The 18,444-nt window shown below is 59.4% G+C and carries 19 protein-coding genes; 7 read left to right on the top strand and 12 right to left on the bottom strand.

What is annotated here, in order from left to right; translation table 11 throughout:
- Positions 1-12: 12 nt before the first annotated feature.
- Complete coding sequence (locus tag DD236_RS10910) at positions 13-1,224, bottom strand: pyrophosphate--fructose-6-phosphate 1-phosphotransferase (protein WP_109094433.1); 1,212 nt, start codon at positions 1,222-1,224, stop codon at positions 13-15.
- Positions 1,225-1,303: 79 nt separating this feature from the next.
- On the opposite strand from DD236_RS10910, the gene DD236_RS10905 reads away from it, so the two are divergent.
- Genes DD236_RS10905 through DD236_RS10895 form a run of 3 tightly spaced genes read left to right on the top strand, consistent with a single transcriptional unit; the run spans position 1,304 to position 3,816 of the window.
- Entirely contained in the window at positions 1,304-1,750 is a 447-nt protein-coding gene (locus DD236_RS10905) for a hypothetical protein (RefSeq protein WP_133246098.1), read from the top strand.
- Positions 1,747-3,504, top strand: coding sequence for a DEDD exonuclease domain-containing protein (locus DD236_RS10900; protein ID WP_109094431.1), 1,758 nt, complete (start codon positions 1,747-1,749; stop codon positions 3,502-3,504). Before DD236_RS10905 ends, DD236_RS10900 begins: the two co-directional genes overlap by 4 nt.
- A gap of 18 nt (positions 3,505-3,522) precedes the next feature.
- A complete protein-coding gene (locus tag DD236_RS10895; RefSeq protein WP_243410297.1) occupies positions 3,523-3,816 on the top strand; it encodes an Lrp/AsnC family transcriptional regulator in 294 nt (97 codons plus the stop codon).
- Positions 3,817-3,832: 16 nt separating this feature from the next.
- Here DD236_RS10895 and DD236_RS10890 read toward each other — a convergent pair whose 3' ends face one another.
- The 3 genes from DD236_RS10890 to DD236_RS10880 are packed head-to-tail and all read right to left on the bottom strand — an operon-like array spanning position 3,833 to position 6,199.
- Positions 3,833-4,723 (bottom strand): Fpg/Nei family DNA glycosylase, encoded by an 891-nt coding sequence (locus tag DD236_RS10890; RefSeq protein ID WP_109094516.1) that lies wholly within the window; start codon positions 4,721-4,723, stop codon positions 3,833-3,835.
- Positions 4,716-5,777 (bottom strand): anthranilate phosphoribosyltransferase, encoded by a 1,062-nt coding sequence (trpD, locus tag DD236_RS10885; protein ID WP_109094429.1) that lies wholly within the window; start codon positions 5,775-5,777, stop codon positions 4,716-4,718. The genes DD236_RS10890 and trpD overlap by 8 nt, the downstream gene beginning before the upstream one ends.
- Positions 5,777-6,199, bottom strand: a complete 423-nt coding sequence (locus DD236_RS10880) for a response regulator (protein WP_165819905.1) — start codon at positions 6,197-6,199, stop codon at positions 5,777-5,779. The genes trpD and DD236_RS10880 overlap by 1 nt, the downstream gene beginning before the upstream one ends.
- Positions 6,200-6,470: 271 nt before the next feature.
- On the opposite strand from DD236_RS10880, the gene DD236_RS10875 reads away from it, so the two are divergent.
- Complete coding sequence (locus tag DD236_RS10875; protein ID WP_109094427.1) at positions 6,471-7,094, top strand: superoxide dismutase; 624 nt, start codon at positions 6,471-6,473, stop codon at positions 7,092-7,094.
- A gap of 56 nt (positions 7,095-7,150) precedes the next feature.
- On the opposite strand, the gene DD236_RS10870 is transcribed toward DD236_RS10875, so the two are convergent.
- The 5 genes from DD236_RS10870 to DD236_RS10850 all read right to left on the bottom strand — a co-directional run bounded on the left by DD236_RS10870 (position 7,151) and on the right by DD236_RS10850 (position 12,505).
- The gene (locus tag DD236_RS10870) at positions 7,151-8,599 is read right to left on the bottom strand and encodes an amino acid permease (protein ID WP_207785801.1); all 1,449 of its coding nucleotides are present in this window, start codon (positions 8,597-8,599) and stop codon (positions 7,151-7,153) included.
- A gap of 57 nt (positions 8,600-8,656) precedes the next feature.
- The gene (locus tag DD236_RS10865; protein ID WP_109094426.1) at positions 8,657-9,670 is read right to left on the bottom strand and encodes an FKBP-type peptidyl-prolyl cis-trans isomerase; all 1,014 of its coding nucleotides are present in this window, start codon (positions 9,668-9,670) and stop codon (positions 8,657-8,659) included.
- A gap of 19 nt (positions 9,671-9,689) precedes the next feature.
- Positions 9,690-10,040, bottom strand: a complete 351-nt coding sequence (locus DD236_RS10860; RefSeq protein ID WP_109094425.1) for a HesB/IscA family protein — start codon at positions 10,038-10,040, stop codon at positions 9,690-9,692.
- 51 nt (positions 10,041-10,091) lie between these two features.
- Positions 10,092-11,015, bottom strand: coding sequence for a hypothetical protein (locus DD236_RS10855; RefSeq protein WP_109094424.1), 924 nt, complete (start codon positions 11,013-11,015; stop codon positions 10,092-10,094).
- A gap of 131 nt (positions 11,016-11,146) precedes the next feature.
- A complete protein-coding gene (locus DD236_RS10850; protein ID WP_109094423.1) occupies positions 11,147-12,505 on the bottom strand; it encodes a dipeptidase in 1,359 nt (452 codons plus the stop codon).
- Between the two features lie 89 nt (positions 12,506-12,594).
- On the opposite strand from DD236_RS10850, the gene DD236_RS10845 reads away from it, so the two are divergent.
- Positions 12,595-13,320, top strand: coding sequence for a DUF3043 domain-containing protein (locus DD236_RS10845; RefSeq protein ID WP_109094422.1), 726 nt, complete (start codon positions 12,595-12,597; stop codon positions 13,318-13,320).
- Positions 13,321-13,322: 2 nt separating this feature from the next.
- Here DD236_RS10845 and DD236_RS10840 read toward each other — a convergent pair whose 3' ends face one another.
- From DD236_RS10840 to DD236_RS10830, 3 genes are all read right to left on the bottom strand, one after another.
- Positions 13,323-14,345: a quinone-dependent dihydroorotate dehydrogenase gene (locus tag DD236_RS10840; RefSeq protein WP_109094421.1), complete on the bottom strand. Its 1,023-nt coding sequence runs from the start codon at positions 14,343-14,345 to the stop codon at positions 13,323-13,325.
- A complete protein-coding gene (locus DD236_RS10835; RefSeq protein WP_133246096.1) occupies positions 14,346-14,780 on the bottom strand; it encodes a hypothetical protein in 435 nt (144 codons plus the stop codon).
- 77 nt (positions 14,781-14,857) lie between these two features.
- Positions 14,858-15,196, bottom strand: a complete 339-nt coding sequence (locus DD236_RS10830; protein ID WP_109094419.1) for an oxidoreductase — start codon at positions 15,194-15,196, stop codon at positions 14,858-14,860.
- Between the two features lie 143 nt (positions 15,197-15,339).
- On the opposite strand from DD236_RS10830, the gene lpdA reads away from it, so the two are divergent.
- Positions 15,340-16,716, top strand: coding sequence for a dihydrolipoyl dehydrogenase (gene lpdA, locus DD236_RS10825; RefSeq protein WP_109094418.1), 1,377 nt, complete (start codon positions 15,340-15,342; stop codon positions 16,714-16,716).
- 14 nt (positions 16,717-16,730) lie between these two features.
- Positions 16,731-18,425 carry a 2-oxoglutarate dehydrogenase, E2 component, dihydrolipoamide succinyltransferase gene (gene sucB, locus DD236_RS10820; protein ID WP_109094417.1) on the top strand — a complete coding sequence of 565 codons (1,695 nt, stop codon included), beginning with the start codon at positions 16,731-16,733 and terminating at the stop codon, positions 18,423-18,425.
- Positions 18,426-18,444: the final 19 nt, after the last annotated feature.

Genomic DNA, 18,444 nt, shown 5'->3' with positions numbered 1-18,444 from the left:
GGGGCCACTGAATCAGTGTGCGTGAACTTCCTGACCGATCTCGGCCATGGTCCCGCGGAACCAGTCCTGATCGATATCAAACGCCTTGGCTCCCTTGATTCGGGGGAATGCGATGGCGGAGAGAACGTCGCCATTTTCTTCGTCGTGGCCAATCACGCCAGGAGTACCCTCAAGTGCGCACTGAACCGCGAGGTCCACCATGGACTTGATGAGACGCAGGTCGTCAGCGTTTGCATGCCAGGCACGGGAGAAATAGCCGGACTTTTGAACCATTACCTTCTCAGCCCCGATCTTCTCAGCGAACTGCTGAGCAAACCACTGGCCGGGGTTGATGGTATCGAGCTTGACGTGTCCGAACGGATCGCGCGCAACCTCTTCGCCAGCGGCCTCCTTCTCGGCAATGATCTCTTCTACACCCGCACCTTCAGAGAGGAAGATGTTGACGTTTCCGATCTCATCCATGATCCCGCGCAGGCGAACGGCCTCGGTATCAAGATCCAGTGCCATCTCCGGCAGATACACGGCGTGGACGTCCCAACGTTCCTGTGAGAGCCCGAGCGCCGGGGCCCACTCCTGCTTCTTGACCCACTCGTGGTAGTAGTTGGCGGCCTGAGCGGTGAGGTAGCCACAGTTACGGCCCATGACCTCGTGCACAATGAGCATACGTGGGTTGGAACGGTGCTCTCCGATGATGTGCTGGGCAAAGTCGGACGCCTCTTCAGCCGCCGTCATGGCGCCGAGGGACTGACGGATGGGCACGATGTCATTGTCAATGGTCTTGGGCAAGCCAACCACTGTCAGTTCGTAGTCATTCTCGTGCAGGTAGGCTGCCAGATCAGCGGCCGTGGTGTTCGTATCGTCTCCACCAATCGTGTGAAGAACGTCTACGCCGTCCTTGCGTAGCTGTTCAGCCGCCACTTGCAGCGGATCTTCGCCTTCCTTGACGAGGCCGCGCTCCACGAGGTTCTTGGCGTTTGTGAGCTTCACTCGCGAATTACCGATCGGCGATCCACCGAAGCGGTGAAGGATGGGGGCCTGCTTGCGTGCCTCATCGGTCACGGTGACGTAGTTCCCTGTCAGGAGCCCGTGGTAGCCGTACTGGTAAGCGATAATTTCCACATCAGGAGCAATTTCCGTGTACCGCTCAATAAGCCCGCCCACAGCGGAGGACAGACAGGGGGCAAAGCCACCGGCGGTAAGTAGTGCGACGCGACGGACTGTCATCGTGTACCTTCCAAACGTTGATTATTTCGAGGGCGTAGTCACGCCCGCTTCTATTGTACTCAACGGTAATCTAGGACCTATGCAGGATGAAGAGTTTGAGCGCAGATGGGCCGAGATTGCCGAAGACCTATCTGACCTCGAGCCCGCCCCCGAAGATCTGACCGAGCCCGAATCGGAGGATCCGGATTCACGCCAGAGCTCCGGCTTTGGGCCTCGGGACTGGGCGCCTTCCGAGGAAGAGGAAGAAGACGAGGAGGATGAGTTAGACGCCGTTTTTGACGAAGTGGCGGCCGTTGCGCGAGCTAGTAAGAAACAGGCTCCGCCCAGCTCGCGTCACTCTGCCCTCCTCTGGATCATCTGTGCCGTCGCCCTATCCATCAGCGTCCTGATGGCCTTTTCAGTGATTCCCGGCGGCGGGGTTGTTGCCGGAGTTTTGGGAATAGTTGGCTTTATATGGGGTGCTTTGGCCGCCTTCGGTACGTCTTCCCACGGCCGTGATCCGTTCGACGACGGAGCGCGCCTATGAGGAGGCAGCCAGACCAACTAGGCAAACGCCTTGATCTCGATAGTGTGCGGAGCGCATCCACACAGTTGGCATTTGATGACCTAGGTACACCGCTGGAGAGAGTGACGTTCGTCGTCGTCGATCTTGAAACAACGGGAGGCGCCCCAGCTACTCACTCCATCACGGAATTCGGTGCGGTCAAGGTGTGCGGGGGTGAAACCGTAGGCGAGTTCGCAACGCTCGTGAATCCTGGCGTGCCCATTCCGCCCTACATCACCGCCCTTACCGGTATCAGTACGGGGATGGTGATGGAGGCACCCGATATCGCGGCCGTAATGCCCTCCTTCCTCGAGTTTGTTGGACAGGGGCCGGATACGGTGCTGGTTGCGCACAACGCAAAGTTCGATGTCGGGCACCTCAAGGCGGCTGTAACCGGTCTGGAGCTGGCGTGGCCGAAGGTGCGAGTTGCCGATACTCTGAAGCTGGCTCGGCGCGCCTTCACCAAGGATGAGACCCCGAATTACAAACTAGGCAGCCTGGCCCGCCTGTGTGGCGCCGCAGTCACTCCTTCGCATCGGGCGCTCGATGATGCCCGAGCAACAGTGGACGTTCTGCACGCGATTTTGGCCCGCCTTGGGCCCTTGGGAGTCACTCATATCGAGGACCTTGCAACGGCCAGTGATCCGGTGCCGGCCGCGCGGCGGCGTAAGGCGGCCATGGCAAGCGGGCTGCCGCACACGCCTGGCGTCTATCGGTTCATCGGCCCCGGCGGCGATGTCATGTACGTGGGCACCTCAATCAACGTCTACAAGCGTGTCCGTCAGTACTTCACGGCGGCCGAAAACCGCAAACGTATGGCGGAGATGGTCGATATCGCCGAATCCGTACAAGCCACATCTACAGCCACCGCGCTAGAGGCATCGGTGCTGGAACTTCGCGAGATCACCGAATTCGATCCGCCGTATAATCGGAGGTCTCGGCATCCGGAGAAGCGGCCGTGGCTTACCCTCACCGATGAGCCGCATCCACGCTTGAAGGCAACCCGCGGGCTATCGTTCGATCAGATGGACGCGGCACTCGGGCCATTTTCTTCGCTTAGTCAGGCAAAGCGGGTATCCGAACTTGTCAGCGATTTCGCCAACCTACGCACGTGCACCAAGAAGCTTCCTGAAACTCCCAGTCAAGGCGCCGCGGCGTGCCATCTGCTCGCGATGGGCAAGTGCGCCGGGCCGTGCATCGGTGCCGGTAGCGATACCGCCGCAGTTTCTTGCGTTCAGGACATTCTCGCAGGCAACTGCGATACCGTATGGGACGCGCAGATTGAGCGTTTGAGCATGCTTGCCTCACAGGAACGGTTCGAGCAGGCAGCCACAGAGAGGGATCGGTTAGCCGCACTTATGTCCGTTGCTCAGCGCAGGGAGCGGCTACTTCCCCTGCTCACCGCCCGAGAAATCATCGCCACCGCACGGGAAAAGCACGGGTGGGAGATCTCTGTGATCCGGTATGGGCGCCTCATGGGCACGGCTATTTGCGAGAAGGGCGAGGAGCCGCCGGACGTTGCCCAGCGGCTCGCCGAAAGCTGTCCCGTGTTGCAACGTCCAGAAACCGCCGGTGGGGCCGCCCATATCGAAGAATCGGAGATTCTCCTCAAATGGTTGTGGCGCCCGAACACGAGGCTTCTTAAGTGGGACGGTGAGCGTCCCTTGGCTCTAGCGCGGCGTTCTCCGGCTCGGCGCCAAGTTCCGCGGCAGATCCCGCTCCCTGCTCTAAACTAGAGACAGCACATTCACTACATGAGAGAAGGCACCATGCTCACCGCGATTGTTCACATCGATGTTGACGTTTCGCTGATCCCTGAGGCCGCGCAGGCGATCGCCGCGGTTGACGGAGTTTCCGAGGCGTTTTCCGTCACTGGCGATCACGATGTGATTGCCATCGTGCGGGTGAATGCGCACGAGGATCTTGCCACTGTCATCTCCGATCACATCGGCAAGGTCAAGGGCGTTACTGGAATTACCACGTATCTTGCATTCCGCACCTACTCGCAGGAAATGCTGGACGAGGCCTTCCATATCGGCCTGGACTAGGCGATTGTGCGGGCTGTCAGTGCTGGCATCCCGCACACCAAAAGAGGCGGCGGCCCTGCATGAGCTTCTCACTAATTGGCGTACCACAGCGTAGGCATGGCCGCCCGGTGCGGTGATACACGTACCATCGTGAGGCTTCGAGATCCCCTTCAAGTGGGGGAACGGGTGCATCTTGTGGATCAACAGTCTCGATTCGCCCGCCTTCGAGGCCGCGTTCCATGAGGTCGCAGAGGTGATCCCACAAGATTGTTATGCGGTTCGCGGAGACCCTATCGCCCCGTCGCATCGGAGAGATTCCCGAGACGAAGAGGCCCTCTGCCCTGTAGATGTTGCCAACTCCTGCGGCGATCGCCTGATCCATGATGAGCTCCCCGATGGCTCGGCGGCGGGATTTGACCCGGCGCACGAATTCGGGGGCTGCTAGCCGTGCATCGGGACCCAACGGGTCTGGCCCCAACTTCAGTTCCGCAGCAATCCGCTCCTCGTCAGTGAGAAGCTCGCAACGGTTGGGACCCGATAGATCTGCAACGCCGTGGGCCGTGCGGAGCCGAAGCCTCACCTGGCCCACCGGATCAGGTGGAATCCACTCGCCCGTATCCGCAGCCAGAGTGGTGACAGCCCGGCGCGGTGCCCCGATGGACGCCGGCGCCACGAACGTTGAATCACCCGAAAAACGCCATGAACCGTACAGGCCTAAGTGCACGTGGATCCAACTGGGCACGGGCCCACCGTCGAAGCCGAGGAACAGATGCTTTCCAACCGCGTGCGCACTCGTTAGATGGGCCCCGTCGATTAGTTCCGCGGAGCGGGCAAACCTCCCCTGCGGTGAGGAAACAGCGCAACGCTGGCCCACAAACAGGTTATCGAACGCTCGCGCCAACCGATGCGAAGCATCCCCTTCAGGCACTTGCACCCGCCGAGAAATCAACCCACCGAGCCAGAAGTCCGCGCGCCGCCCCAGAATCGATCGTCTGCTCGGCGATCTCGATCCCGGCAATCAGCCGCTCAGCCAGAGTTCCGTCCTCAGGATGAACGCGCGGGAGGCTCCCATCAGCAACGAAGCCGGCCGCCGCGTTCAAGGCGACGGCGTCACGCACCGGCCCCTTCTCTCCCGCGAGGATCCGGCGAGCTACCTCGGCATTCTCATCCGCCGCACCACCGCGCAAATCATCGACTGAAGCAGGGGCAAGCCCGAGATCCTTCACGGCGTCAAGCTCTGAGAACTGCATCCGGCCGCCGCGGACCTCCCAGACCTGATTGGGCACTACGGCTGAAAGCTCATCCATCCCGTTACGGCCACGGAACACAAGCGCATTCGTGCCCCGCTCGGCCAGAACGCCAGCCACGATGGGTGCGTGGGATTCGCCCGCCACACCGATCACGCTGGTAGATGGGCGCGCTGGATTGGTCAGGGGGCCAAGGATGTTGAAAGCTGTCCGCACACCCAGCTCGCGGCGGGCCTGCGCTGCAAACCGCATCGACGGATGGAACACATTCGCGAAGATAAAGGTAATGCCTAGCTCCGCAAAGCAACGCTCCACGTCCTCCACAGGCATCTGGAGGTTAACTCCAAGCGACTCTAGGCAATCAGCCGAACCCGATGCCGAGGAGGATGCACGGTTGCCGTGCTTGACGAGTGGGATTCCCGCGCCAGCGATCACTAGGGAGGCCATCGTGGAGATATTGACTGTTTTCAGCCTGTCCCCACCTGTACCCACGATATCCAGGACCGGGCCCTCGGCCTTAACCGGAACGGCATGACCAAGCATCGAGTCTGCTAAGCCGCGAAGCTCATCAGGAGTTTCACCCTTTGTTGCCAGCGCCGTCAAGAAACCGGCAAGTACAACCGGCGAGGTCTCCCCTGACATCACCCGATCCATCGCCCACGCGGTTGCCTCGGCACACAGATCCTCGCTATCGATCAGGCTGGATGTGAGCCCTGCCCATGTAAATTCCGGCATCAACGAAGCCTATCGGTCAGGATCCCTGCAACCTTATCGGCAAGTTCACGCGGATCAATCGGGAAGGACACATAGCCGGCAGCGCCAGACCATCGTGCCAGCCACTCATCTTGCGGCCTTCCAAGAATTACGATGAATGGGATATCAGGGTCAATCTCATCGTGAATCATCTTGCCGAGGCCCAAGCCTCCCAGCTTCGGGGATTCCCCGTCCAGAATCAGCAGATCAAAGTTGCCCTGTTCGGTGTAAGCGCGAGCCATGTCTGGTGTCGCGGCCTCCTGCCAAGAAATCTCGGGGAGGAATGGACCGGCCTTACGGCCAACGGCCGCAAGAACCTCGCGGCGTGTGGCAGAATCGTCCGAACACACCAGCACGTTCACCGTGTTGGTTGTTGTTTGCTCCTGCACGAGATCCTCTGCCATCTCTACCTCCATGGGATGCGTCATTGTTAGCTCTTGTGGCACCCCTCCATAGTAGCGATTTCCGAGCGGCAGTGATGCCAACACTCGACTGGCGGCATCACCTGCCTGCCACTACACCTTGGCTTAAGGCTTAATTCTGTGGCGACCCTGCCATTAGGGGACAATGGTCCCTATACTGGACGAGAAGGTTCCAGTTGGTGCTCGCCGCCACATACGGTCGCCATCTCGGAATTCACAAAGGGTTTCTACCCGCAACATCATGGAGGAATAGATGGCTATTTACACTCTTCCCGATCTTCCCTACGACTATTCTGCGCTCGAGCCGCACATCTCCGGTAAGATCATGCAGCTCCATCACGATAAGCATCATGCAACGTATGTTGCAGGTGCCAACAGCGCACTTGAGAACCTCGCTGAGGCCCGCGAAGCTGGCGATCTCTCGAAGATCAACCAGTTCTCCAAGGACCTAGCTTTCAACCTCGGCGGTCACACAAACCACTCGGTGTTCTGGAAGAATCTCTCCCCGGATGGCGGCGGCCGCCCCGAGGGTGAACTCGAAGCAGCGATCAACGATGCATTCGGTTCATTCGAGAAGTTCCAGGCACAGTTCACGGCAGCAGCAACGGGCATTCAGGGCTCCGGCTGGGCCGTCCTTGCCTACGATTCAATCTCAGGCAAGCTCAATATCTTCCAGCTCTTCGATCAGCAGGCAAACGTTCCCGTGGCCCAGACCCCGGTGTTCATGCTTGATATGTGGGAGCACGCCTTCTACCTTGATTACCTCAACGTCAAGGCGGATTACGTGAAGGCAATCTGGAACATTGTCAACTGGCAGGATGTTTCGGATCGTCTAGCCAACGCCGTAGCCAAGACGGACGGCTTGGTACTCCGCTAAGTAGTACCTCAGAGAAAGCGCCTACCCTTTCCGGGTAGGCGCTTTTTTACGGCAGGTTATTGCCGCGGTCGCGTCAGGTTCGCTTCCTCGGGCCGGACGCCCACAGATCCTGTCTTCCACTTATGGATCCCCCATAGGAGTAGGAAGAGTGGCAGCCCGATGTAGCTAGAGATCAGCGCGGTGAAATCGTGGTCACCAAACATCGCCTCATAGCCCTGCCCCAGGATCACCACAGCACACATGACAAGCGCGATGATCGGACCGGCAGGGTAGAACTTGGCCCGGTAAGGCAAATCGGACACCTCAAAGCCTTGGGCGTAAATCGCCTTGCGGAACTTCCAGTGGGACCACGCCACTCCCATCCACGTGATGAACCCTGCCAATCCTGAAGCGTTCACAAGCCAGATATAAGCCTGGCCATCCCCGATAAGCGAAGAAATAAAGCACATGGCCCCTGCGGCCGTTGTGGCAATGAGCGCCGGAATTGGCACGCCGTGGGAATTGGTGCTCCTGAAGAACTTCGGGGCGCTCCCCTGCCACGCAAGGGCGTACAGCATTCTGGTGGAGGCGTAGAGTCCGGAGTTTCCCGCCGAAAGAACCGAGGTCAAAATTACTGCGTTCATCACGGCCGCGGCGGCCGCCACACCGGCACGATCGAAAACGAGTGTGAAGGGAGAAACGGAGATATCGGAGATATCGGACTTCAAGAGATTCGGATCGGTGTAGGGCACGAGGAAACCGATCACAATGATGGCTCCGATGTAGAACAGGAGGATGCGCCAGAAGATTGTGCGAATGGCACGGGGCACGTTCTTCTCGGGGTGCTCAGCTTCTCCTGCGGCGACGGCCACCAGCTCAGTTCCTTGGAAGCTGAAGCCAGCAACCATGAACACAGCGAGGATGCCCAGACCGCCACCTACAAACGGCGCCTCTCCTTCAGTCCAATTCTCAAACCCAGGCGAGCTTCCTCCCATCACCCCAACGATCATGAGAACGCCAAGTACCAAGAAGACCACGACCGTCACAACTTTGACCAGCGCGAACCAGAACTCGCCTTCGCCGTAGGCTCTCGCAGACAGCGCGTTGAGCGTCACGAGAATCGTGAGGAAGATGGCCGACCACATCCAACCCGGCGTGTCCGGGAACCAGAACTTCATCACCAGAGCCGCCGCGGCAAGCTCCGCCGCCACGGTAATCGCCCAGTTGTACCAGTAGTTCCAGCCGATCGCGAACCCGAAGCTTGGGCTGACGAACCGCCGACCATACTCCTCGAAAGATCCAGCAACCGGAAGGAAGGTTGCCATCTCGCCCAGCGACTGCATAAGCAGATACACCATCAGGCCAATTGCGGCGTAGGCAACTAGCGCACCGCCGGGGCCGGCCGTGGAGATAGTTTCACCGGAAGCTACGAAAAGGCCTGTTCCGATTGCTCCGCCGATCGCAATCATCGTCAAATGACGTGAGTGCAATCCCCGTTTAAGTGAATTATCTCCGTTGGTTGCCATGCCAGAACTCTGCCGCCCCCGGCCAATCGATGCCTCGAGATTCCAAAACTTGGACTACTAACTAGCAGCTTCCCCGAAGCCGAGGACGTCTACAACGGCAGCCATTGCGGGTGAGGAAACATTCTCCTCGCCACCATCAGACTCTGGAATAATCAAGAGTACGCGCGAGCCGACGGGAACATCCTTGAGCTCGTCAAACACTGTTCCACTACCGATTACTACGGGCTGAGCACCGGCAAGCTCCTCGGGTTCTCCGGTCCAAGAATTCTCCGAGAGCTCGCCGTCCCACGACGTGGCGGCGTAGTTAATGAAGACCGTTGATCCGTCTCCTGGCACCTTATCGCCAGTTCCCTCGGCAATCACGGTTGCACCGAGTTCCTTTGGCTCGGACTCGCCCTCGTTCACCGAGACTGAGGTGACGGGTTCACCTGGCTCGCCCTCAATAGCCACCGGAAGGTCTTCTGCGGGCGTTACAACCTTGGCATCGGCCTCACCGGTGCTCGCTGAACTCCAGCCGTCTTCAATCTCAACGTAGAACGCGATCGTGTCATCAGCACCAATTCCTGCGGAATCATTGCCGCCCGTTGGCCCATATCCATAATCGGCAGGCAGGGAAATGATGTACTTGCCGCCAACATGATGGCCGGAAAGCGTGTATCCCCATCCCGTCACGAGCTGGCTTAGTGGAATCTGGAGCGGACTGCCATTAACAAACGATGAATCAAAAGGCTCGTCATTACCCCACACTTGCCCTACGTAATCAGCTACAACCAGAGAGTCGGGGGTGATCTCCTCACCCTTACCCTCCTCGATTACGCTGATCTGCAGGCCCGAAGGGGCGTCGCCATCCGGGAATTCGAGGACGGGGTTATCGTCATCACCTTCCCCAAGAGTTGGCATGCCTTCGTCTGATTCAACAACCTCGGGTGCCTCCGTTGGGGCCTCCGTGGGAGCGGCTTCTGACGCGCTGGCTGAAGCCGAGGGAGATTCCGTGGAATCGTCAGAGCTGCAAGCCGCGAGGGTGAGTGCAAGCGACGCCGCTAAGGCTGCCGCTGAAAAACGCGGACGCATAGTACCTTTCGGTTTAATATCAGTGGAAGGATTCGCCGCAGGCGCATGAGCCCTGCGCGTTCGGATTATCGATTGTGAATCCCTGACGCTCAATGCTATCGGCGAAGCCAATGCTGGCGCCGTCGAGGTATGGACGTGACATCTTATCCACAACAACCTCAACGCCGTCGAAGTCGCGCACTGCATCACCGTCCAGAAGGCGCTCATCAAAGTAGAGCTGGTACATCAGGCCAGAGCATCCACCGGGCTGCACGGCGATACGCAGACGAAGATCGTCGCGTCCCTCCTGCTCGAGAAGAGCCTTTACCTTGGCCGCAGCTTCGTCAGAAAGCATGACGTTGTGTGTTGCGGTATCGAGAATCTCGGTCATCGAAAACCTTCCTTCGCTAGTCCTGACATCAGACTATCGCCATCGTAGTACTCAGTTCCAGCCCCATGTGCGTGCAACGCGCCCCACTAATGAGTGGAGCCGTTCGGGTAGATCCGCGAGTTCTTCTGTGGTTGCTTCCCCCGTGGCAAAGGCCCGTTCCGGGCGGATTTCGTAGGCCCCGTTGAGTCCGAGGCGCGCGAGCTCCCCCTTCCGGAGGGCTCCGGAATCGTAGATAACGACGACGGGGACGCCCCGCGATGCGGCAACTCTGCTCCCTGCGAGAAGGCCCGACGGAAGATCTTCCCCAATGTGCCCGCACACATAGACGAACAGATCGCTGTCTTCTATCTCGCCTCGCATCGGGTCGATGCACACATCGCCGATAGGGAGAATCTGAGCTCCCAATAGCCCGAGCACATAGGCGATGCCTCCACCGCAACCGGCGTAGATGCTGCGTTCTGGGCCTCCACCAGTTCCAAGGAGTGGCAATCCGGTGGAGCGAACAGGAATTCCAGCAACGATTTCGCTGAAGGTATTCTCAAAGCGCTGAGCCGCCTCCGGATCCAACCCATGGGCGATCCAAGACCGCGCTACGCCCCCTAGGCCCAGCAACCGCTGTTCCCCCGGAACCAGCACCTGGATCGACATTGGCGCGAGCGCCTCGCGAGCAGCATCTAGCCCGCCGAGCTCCTCGAGGATACCCATGCCCAAATCGCTGACACACCCGGGGATCGGCAGGACTATATGTACTTCAGAGATACCTTCGCGAAGCGCCCACGCGAGGTCCCGGCCAACAATATGAGAAGACTGGGAGGCCCCCTCTTGGGGAATACCGTAAAGGATCTGCGTGTAGTCCAGCAGCAAAGCAGTACCGGCCCGGTAGGCGAAGTGCCGCTCCCCGGCCTCCCCTAACTCAACGGTCTCTGAGTTGTCTCCGGCCAGCACATCCTCGGCTCCGGAACCCACGTATGGCATAGCTACAGCATCTGAGACCGGACGGGAGCATACGTGGTCGTCCCTCCTGCGCGAAAGCCAAGTGTCACGTACCAGAGAATGGACCTCCCCCACCCGTAAACCGGGCAGGGGAGAAACAGCTAGCGCAATCTTCACAGTTCGTTGCCGAGGCGCGCAATCAGCGCAGCTTCGGCCACGATCGCGTTACGCCAATCGGCGAGGTGGAGCGATTCGTTCTGGGAGTGTGCGCGCGTATCGGGATCTTCCACGCCTGTCACAAGGATCTCGGCGTCCGGAAATACCTGATTGAGGTCCGAGATGAACGGAATAGACCCGCCCACGCCGATATCTACGGATTCGCTTCCCCATGCCTCCTCGAGAGCCCATCGAGCGGCAATAGTGGCCGGTGTGTCTCCCCCAGCCTTGAACGCAGGCCCCGCCTCCTTGATGTCCACACTCACGTGGGCACCGAACGGCGCGTTTGATTCAAGGTGCGCGGCAAGCGCATCGGCGGCCTCGCGCGGATTCTGCCCCGGAGCCACGCGCATCGAAATCTGGGCCGTGCAGGACGGGGTGAGGGTATTCGAGGACTTAGCAACGGAGGTGACGTCCATGCCAATCACGGAGATAGCGGGCTTGGTCCAGAGACGGGAAGCAATCGAACCGTTACCGGCCAGCTCCACACCCTCCAGAACGCCGGCATCGACGCGCATATCCTCCTCGAGGTATTCGGCGTCTGCATCGTCATATGCGGTGAGGCCCTCAACCGCCACCGAGCCATCATCGTTGTGCAGCGTGGCGATGAGGCGCGCCATAAGAGTCACGGCATCCAGAACAGGGCCGCCGTACATACCCGAGTGCAGGGCGTGATCAAGCACGTCTAGGCGCACGGACATGCTGGTAACTCCGCGCAGCGATGTGGTCAGGGAGGGCGTTCCCACCTTCCAGTTGTTGGAATCAGCCACCACGATTACGTCTGCCTTCAGGCGATCTTGGTAGGTCTCAAGGAAATCGTGGAAGGTGGGCGATCCAACCTCTTCCTCCCCTTCAATGAAGAGCGTGACTCCCACCCCAGTGGATTCCCCGAGAGCAGCGAGGGCTGCCATATGCACCATAATGCCGGCCTTATCGTCTGCCGAACCGCGGCCGTAGAGGCGGCCATCGCGCTCTATAGGTTCGAACGGCTCAGAATCCCATCCGGCAGGATCACCTTCGGGCTGAACATCGTGGTGGGCGTATAGCAAGACGGTGGGCTTGCCATCTTGCGCGGAGCGGTGGGCAAGAACGGCCGGACGCCCAACCTTCCCGGATTCTGTGTGGAGCTGGATCACCTCAACATCGAGGCCACGATCACGCGCCAACGAGGCAACGGCCTCCGCGGATTTGCGCACTTGGCTTTGATCAAACGAATCTGCCGAAACAGAAGGGATACGGACAAGATCTTCAAGCTGTGCGCGATGGGCGGGCAGCTGGGCATCCACCGTGGACGCGATTTCCTCAAACGTAGTCATAAACCAAGACTAGCCACTTCACCAAACGGGAGCGAATACACACGCGCGCGTGTGGAGGCTAGGAAAGCCTAGACGTAGTATTGACGTGTATGCCCGCACACGCCGCGGGCCTGACCCGAGATGGAGAATACGTGTTCAAGGATAAGAAGGAGATTCCAGCGGAGGAGACTCCCGAGGAATCTGTACCTCACCTCCCCAAGGGCTACTCCCCAAAGAAGGGGACGCCCACACCGAGGCGGCGCGATGTTGAAGCGGCACAGCGCACGCCTCTTATCTCCGATCGAAGCAAAATGTCTAAGGCGGAGAAGAAGGCACAAAAGGCCGCTGACCGCGCCAAGGCGGATGCCTCGTGGCAGAAGGAACAGCGCGCAATGAAAACCGGCGATGAGCGCAACATGCCCATCCAACACGCCGGTCCCGTTCGCCGCTTTGCGCGCGATTACCTCGATGCTCGCGGTGGAATCGGCGTGGGATTCATGCCGCTGGCTGTTGTCCTGCTTGTCACGATCATCATTCAGGGCATCAACCCCGATCTCTTCATCATCATTACGCTGTGCGTGTACGCCCTCTTTATCCTCATGATCGTCGATTCCGCGTGGGCCACCCATAACGCACGGCGTCTGTGCCAGTACCGTTTTGGGTCAGACAAGGTTCCTCCCCGGTTCACGTGGCAGATGTTCACGCGCACCTTCTATCTGCGGCGCTGGAAATTGCCAATCCCCATGGTCAAGCGTGGCGAATACCCCGAAGGTGGAACACCGGCTGATCTCAAAGCCGCGCGCAAAGCCCATCGCGCAAACAAGAAAAGCAAATAGGGTTAGCCCGCCGTACGCGCAAGCGCACGGTTCACCCTGCCTGGCATGAACGGACCCTCGTAAACGAAACCCGTCAGTGCCTCAATAAGATCCGCTCCGGCGCCTACCATTCGGTGGGCGCCGTTTGCGTCAAAGATGCCCCCTACGCCGATGATGATCTTGTCGGGGCCCAGCCTAGATCGCAGGTAGGAAACCGTTTCCACCGCCCGATCTAGCAGCGGCGCTCCAGACAATCCGCCTTCACCGTACGAATGGGCGATCGTGGTGTTGGAAGCGACCACGCCATCGAGGTTTTCGTCCACGACCATCTGGGCCACATCTCGCACATCTTCACGGGCGAGATCTGGCGCGATCTTCACGAGGATGGGAACGTGGCGATCCGTGGCCCTTCGGGCCCCCTCGCGGGTAGCGCTAGCAATCTCGCGCAGCGAACTCACCGCCTGCAGATCTCGAAGGCCGGGCGTGTTCGGCGAGGACACGTTAATCACAAGGTAATCGGCGTAGCGCGCAAGCTTCCGCGCGCAGGTGGCGTAATCCCGGGACGCATCCTCCGGCCCCGTCCACTTATTCTTGCCGATGTTGACTCCAACGATGGCTGCGCGCCCGCGCTTGGTGGAACGAAGCACGGCCAGCTGTTCGGCGGCGGCATCAGCGCCCAGATTATTGAACCCCATGCGGTTCCGAAAGGCGCTCTCCTTCGGCACGCGCCACAGGCGAGGCTGCTCGTTTCCCGGCTGCGGCAGCGGAGTAATCGTGCCGATCTCCGTGAATCCAAAGCCGAGCGCAAGCGTGCCGAGTATCGCCTGCGCATCCTTATCCTGGCCAGCCGCAAGGCCCAATCTACCCGGCACCGGACGCGAGAGAATTCCTGAGAAGCTACCGCCACCGCGGTACCCCACTGTTGCTTCACTGAGGCGTGCGAGAGGTGACCGCCCAAAGACGCCGATGGCGTTCATTGCAACGTCGTGAGCAATTTCTGGGTCCGTACGAACCAGCAGGTGATCGTAGATCCATCGGTATAGCATTTAGCCTCCGTTGCGGTGAGCGATTTGGGAAGGTGAGGACCACACGAGCCAAATAAGCGCCGAGATGGCGCCAACCATCGGTAGGTAGAAATAAGTTGAGCCTGCCTCGAACCACGGGCTCACTTCTATGAACTCTGGGAGCTTTGTTGCGAGCGCAATAAGTGGCGCGATCACGTTGATTGTCCACGATACAGCCGCCACGATCCGCATCTTCCGGCCATTGTGGATCAGTCCGATCGCTCCGGCCAACCAAAATATGTCCGCCAGCAACGTCACTACCGCGGTAGAAATGTTGCCCGCTGTGAACTGCTGGGTTGAGGCCACTATGCCGCGCCATGTGAAAATTACGGCACCTACGGCCAGCACGCACAATAAGACCCACGGCCACCCATGGGTAGAGGTTCGATCATCAGAAAGAGATTGCTGTTCGCTCACTGACGCCTCCACATGTTCCATCGATATACACGCGATATATCATCGCAGATTCACCACGGCCGCCCAGCATTTGGTCATCATGAACGCTTGCGCTGTTGCTCATTCCACTGCCGCATAGAATCCGGATAACCGGTTTTCACTATCTCGTAGAGGGGAATCTCCAGCTTCCCGGTGAGATCAACGGCAGCCTTTAAATCAGGAACCCTCCGCCGCGTCCACTCGCCATCGCGAGCTACCAGAAGGAGCGCGGATTGTTCGCGCGGGGTCTCGGGTTCGAAATAACCCTCAACACCCGTACGCGTGGCAACGAAATCCCGGAAGTGGTCAATCGTGGCGGTGCGCGCTGCCTTCTGGTCCCGACGCGGAGCGTCGGAGCCTTTTCCTGAATCCTTTTTGCGGCGAGAGAACAAACCCATACATGTAGCGTAGCTTGAACACTCACGAAGTGTAGTTCGTGGCACAATGAGAGAACTGTGATTTTTGCAGCGAAAGAGTGGATAATTGGGACGTAGGTACTAACCGGAGTGGTTAGACCGTTCCTAACTCGAGGGAGATGTAAGTGGCTGACACCCAGGAATACGACATTGTGGTGCTCGGAGCTGGCAGCGGCGGGTACGCTGCTTCGATTCGTGCCGCGGAGCTCGGTCTGAAGGTCGCACTCATCGAAGGTGACAAGGTAGGCGGAACATGCCTGCATCGCGGTTGCATTCCAACGAAGGCTTTGCTTCACGCGGCAGAAGTTGCCGATGAGATGCGCGAGAGTGAATCGATCGGCGTTCGTGGCACATTCGATGGAATCGACATGGGCGAACTCAATCAGTACAAGTCAAGCGTTGTTGACCGTATGTACAAGGGCCTGACAGGACTAATCAAGTCCCACCAGATCGATACGATCAATGGCTGGGGACGGCTGGTCGATAAGAACACTGTGGACGTGGACGGCACCCTGTACCGTGGAAAGAACGTCATTCTCGCTTCCGGTTCTTACTCCAAGACCATCGGTTTGGACATCACCGGCCGGGTCATCACGTCCGATCAGGCACTCAACATGGACGAGGTTCCTGGCTCCGCGGTGATCTTGGGTGGCGGCGTAATCGGCGTTGAATTCGCCTCCGTCTGGAAGTCCTACGGCACCGATGTCACCATCATCGAAGGTCTCCCTCACCTCGTTCCGAACGAAGACGAGTCAGTGTCCAAGAACCTCGAGCGCGCCTTCCGTAAGCGCGGCATCAAGTTCAAGACCAAGACCATGTTCGATCACGTGGATCAACACGAAAACGGCGTGACCGTCCACACCCAAGACGGCAAGACGTTCGATGCAGATTACCTCCTCGTGGCCATTGGCCGGGGCCCTGCCACCGCCAACCTCGGATACGAAGAAGCGGGCATTTCCATGGATCGTGGATTCGTTCTGACCAACGATCGCCTTCAGACGAACGTTGAAGGAGTCTATGCAGTTGGCGATATCGTTCCTGGCCTCCAGCTTGCTCACCGCGGATTCCTACAGGGAATCTTCGTAGCTGAAGAGATCGCTGGGCTTAACCCCAAGGTGATCGACGAAACCAAGATCCCTCGCGTGACCTTCTGCAATCCTGAGATCGCCTCAGTGGGACTCAATCAGAACACCGCCGAAGAGAAGTACGGCAAGGAGAATATTGAGGCCACAGAGTTCAACCTTGCTGGCAACGGAAAGTCCCAGATGTTGGGCACAGCGGGATTCGTCAAGCTGATCCGCGAGAAGGATGGCCCCATCGTTGGATTCCACGCCATCGGTGCACGCATGGGTGAGCAGGTGGGCGAAGGCGAGCTCATGGTGGCTTGGGAAGCCTACCCCGAAGATCTAGAGGGCCTTATCCACGCCCATCCCACTCAGAACGAAGCAATCGGCGAGGCCGCCATGGCCCTTGCTGGCAAGCCACTCCACACTCACAACTGATACGAGGGATAAACATGTCCGTAGACATTAAGATGCCGGCTCTCGGTGAATCTGTCACCGAGGGAACGGTTACTACTTGGCTCAAGGCCGTTGGCGATACCGTTGAGCAGGATGAGCCCATCCTCGAAGTCTCCACCGACAAGGTGGATTCCGAGGTACCGGCCCCCGCCTCAGGCGTTCTCCAGAAGATCCTAGTGGAGGAAGACGACACCGTAGATGTCGGAACCGTCCTTGGAACGATTGGCGATAGCGCCGAATCAGAGCCCGAGCCCGCCGCCCCCGCACCCGAAGAGGCTTCGGCACCAGCACCAAGCCCCGAGCCTGCTGCTGAGGCCGCACCCGCCCCCTCCCCCGAGGACGCACCCTCCGGCGAGGGTATCGAAGTGAAGATGCCCGCCCTTGGCGAGTCTGTTACCGAGGGAACGGTCACCACATGGCTCAAGGCCGTTGGCGATACCGTTGAGCAGGACGAGCCCATCCTCGAAGTCTCCACCGACAAGGTGGATTCCGAGGTACCGGCCCCCGCCTCAGGCGTTCTCCAGAAGATCTTGGTTGACGAAGATGACACCGTTGATGTTGGCACCATACTTGCATACATCGGTGACAGCGCTCCTGCTAGCGCCCCGAGCCCCGAAGCCGCAGCACCCGCGGCACCAAGTCCGGCACCCGCACCAGCCGCGCCTGCCCCGAGCCCCGAGCCGGCTCCTGCTCCAGCAACGTCCAGCCCCGCGCCAGCCGCTCCCGTAGAGACCGGTTCAGAGCCGGGCGGCTACGTCACGCCGATTGTTCGCAAGCTGGCTCGCGAGAACAACGTGGATTTGGGCGCGATCACGGGCACAGGAGTTGGCGGGCGGATTCGCCGTCAAGACGTTGAGGATGCGATTAAGGCTGCCAAGGAAGCAGAAGCCGCCAAGGCTGCTGCTCCGGCTCCGGAAGCTGCCGCTCCGGCCAAGGCTGCGGCTCCGGCCAAGCCTTCCGCCGAGGCCGCCAAGCTGCGTGGCACCACGCAAAAGATGCCACACATGCGCACGGTTATCGCCAAGCGCATGGTGGAGTCCCTACAGGTTTCGGCTCAGCTCACCACGGTGATCGAGGCAGACGTGACCAAGATCGTGGGCCTGCGTGCTGCGAAGAAGGCCGAATTCCAGGAGAAGGCCGGAACGAAGCTCACGTTCCTGCCGTTCTTCGTGAAGGCCGCTACGGATACGCTGAAGTCGCATCCGAAGGTCAACGCCTCAATCGATGGCAAGCAGGTCCACTACTGGGATCACGAGCATCTAGGTATCGCGGTTGACGCTCCCAAGGGCCTCATGGTTCCCGTGATCAAGGATGCCGGCGATCTCAACATCGCGGGCATTGCCAAGGCGATCAACGATAAGGCCGCTCGGGTCCGTGACAACACAATCGGGGCTGACGAGCTCTCGGGATCTACCTTCACGATCACCAACACTGGTTCGGCAGGCGCACTGTTCGATACGCCGATCATCAACCAGCCCGAGGTTGCAATCTTGGGGGTCGGCACGATCGTCAAGCGTCCGGCAGTGATCAAGGACGCCGATGGCAATGAAGTGATTGGCCTACGCTCCATGGTTTACCTAGCTCTCAGCTACGATCACCGCCTCGTTGACGGTGCCGATGCTGGCCGCTATCTCTCCGATCTCAAGCGCCGCCTTGAGTCGGGCGATTTTGAAGGCGATCTAGGTATCTGAACCAGAACCGCCTGAGACA

The organism is Ancrocorticia populi (genome assembly GCF_003123745.1).
Taxonomy (GTDB): Bacteria; Actinomycetota; Actinomycetes; order Actinomycetales; family Actinomycetaceae; genus Ancrocorticia; species Ancrocorticia populi.
The sequence above is the reverse complement of the archived record's forward strand: the minus strand, read 5'-3'. Positions and strand labels throughout refer to the sequence as shown.

Coding starts and splice junctions, on each gene's coding strand:
- DD236_RS10840 (WP_109094421.1), bottom strand. CDS start 14,345: ATGCTATACCGATGGATCTACGATCACCTGCTGGTTCGTACGGACCCA.
- DD236_RS10865 (WP_109094426.1), bottom strand. CDS start 9,670: ATGCGTCCGCGTTTTTCAGCGGCAGCCTTAGCGGCGTCGCTTGCACTC.
- DD236_RS10895 (WP_243410297.1), top strand. CDS start 3,523: ATGAGAGAAGGCACCATGCTCACCGCGATTGTTCACATCGATGTTGAC.
- DD236_RS10900 (WP_109094431.1), top strand. CDS start 1,747: ATGAGGAGGCAGCCAGACCAACTAGGCAAACGCCTTGATCTCGATAGT.
- DD236_RS10845 (WP_109094422.1), top strand. CDS start 12,595: ATGCCCGCACACGCCGCGGGCCTGACCCGAGATGGAGAATACGTGTTC.
- DD236_RS10850 (WP_109094423.1), bottom strand. CDS start 12,505: ATGACTACGTTTGAGGAAATCGCGTCCACGGTGGATGCCCAGCTGCCC.
- DD236_RS10875 (WP_109094427.1), top strand. CDS start 6,471: ATGGCTATTTACACTCTTCCCGATCTTCCCTACGACTATTCTGCGCTC.
- DD236_RS10880 (WP_165819905.1), bottom strand. CDS start 6,199: ATGGCAGAGGATCTCGTGCAGGAGCAAACAACAACCAACACGGTGAAC.
- sucB (WP_109094417.1), top strand. CDS start 16,731: ATGTCCGTAGACATTAAGATGCCGGCTCTCGGTGAATCTGTCACCGAG.
- DD236_RS10860 (WP_109094425.1), bottom strand. CDS start 10,040: ATGACCGAGATTCTCGATACCGCAACACACAACGTCATGCTTTCTGAC.
- DD236_RS10870 (WP_207785801.1), bottom strand. CDS start 8,599: ATGGCAACCAACGGAGATAATTCACTTAAACGGGGATTGCACTCACGT.
- DD236_RS10905 (WP_133246098.1), top strand. CDS start 1,304: ATGCAGGATGAAGAGTTTGAGCGCAGATGGGCCGAGATTGCCGAAGAC.
- trpD (WP_109094429.1), bottom strand. CDS start 5,777: ATGCCGGAATTTACATGGGCAGGGCTCACATCCAGCCTGATCGATAGC.
- DD236_RS10910 (WP_109094433.1), bottom strand. CDS start 1,224: ATGACAGTCCGTCGCGTCGCACTACTTACCGCCGGTGGCTTTGCCCCC.
- DD236_RS10855 (WP_109094424.1), bottom strand. CDS start 11,015: ATGCCATACGTGGGTTCCGGAGCCGAGGATGTGCTGGCCGGAGACAAC.
- DD236_RS10830 (WP_109094419.1), bottom strand. CDS start 15,196: ATGGGTTTGTTCTCTCGCCGCAAAAAGGATTCAGGAAAAGGCTCCGAC.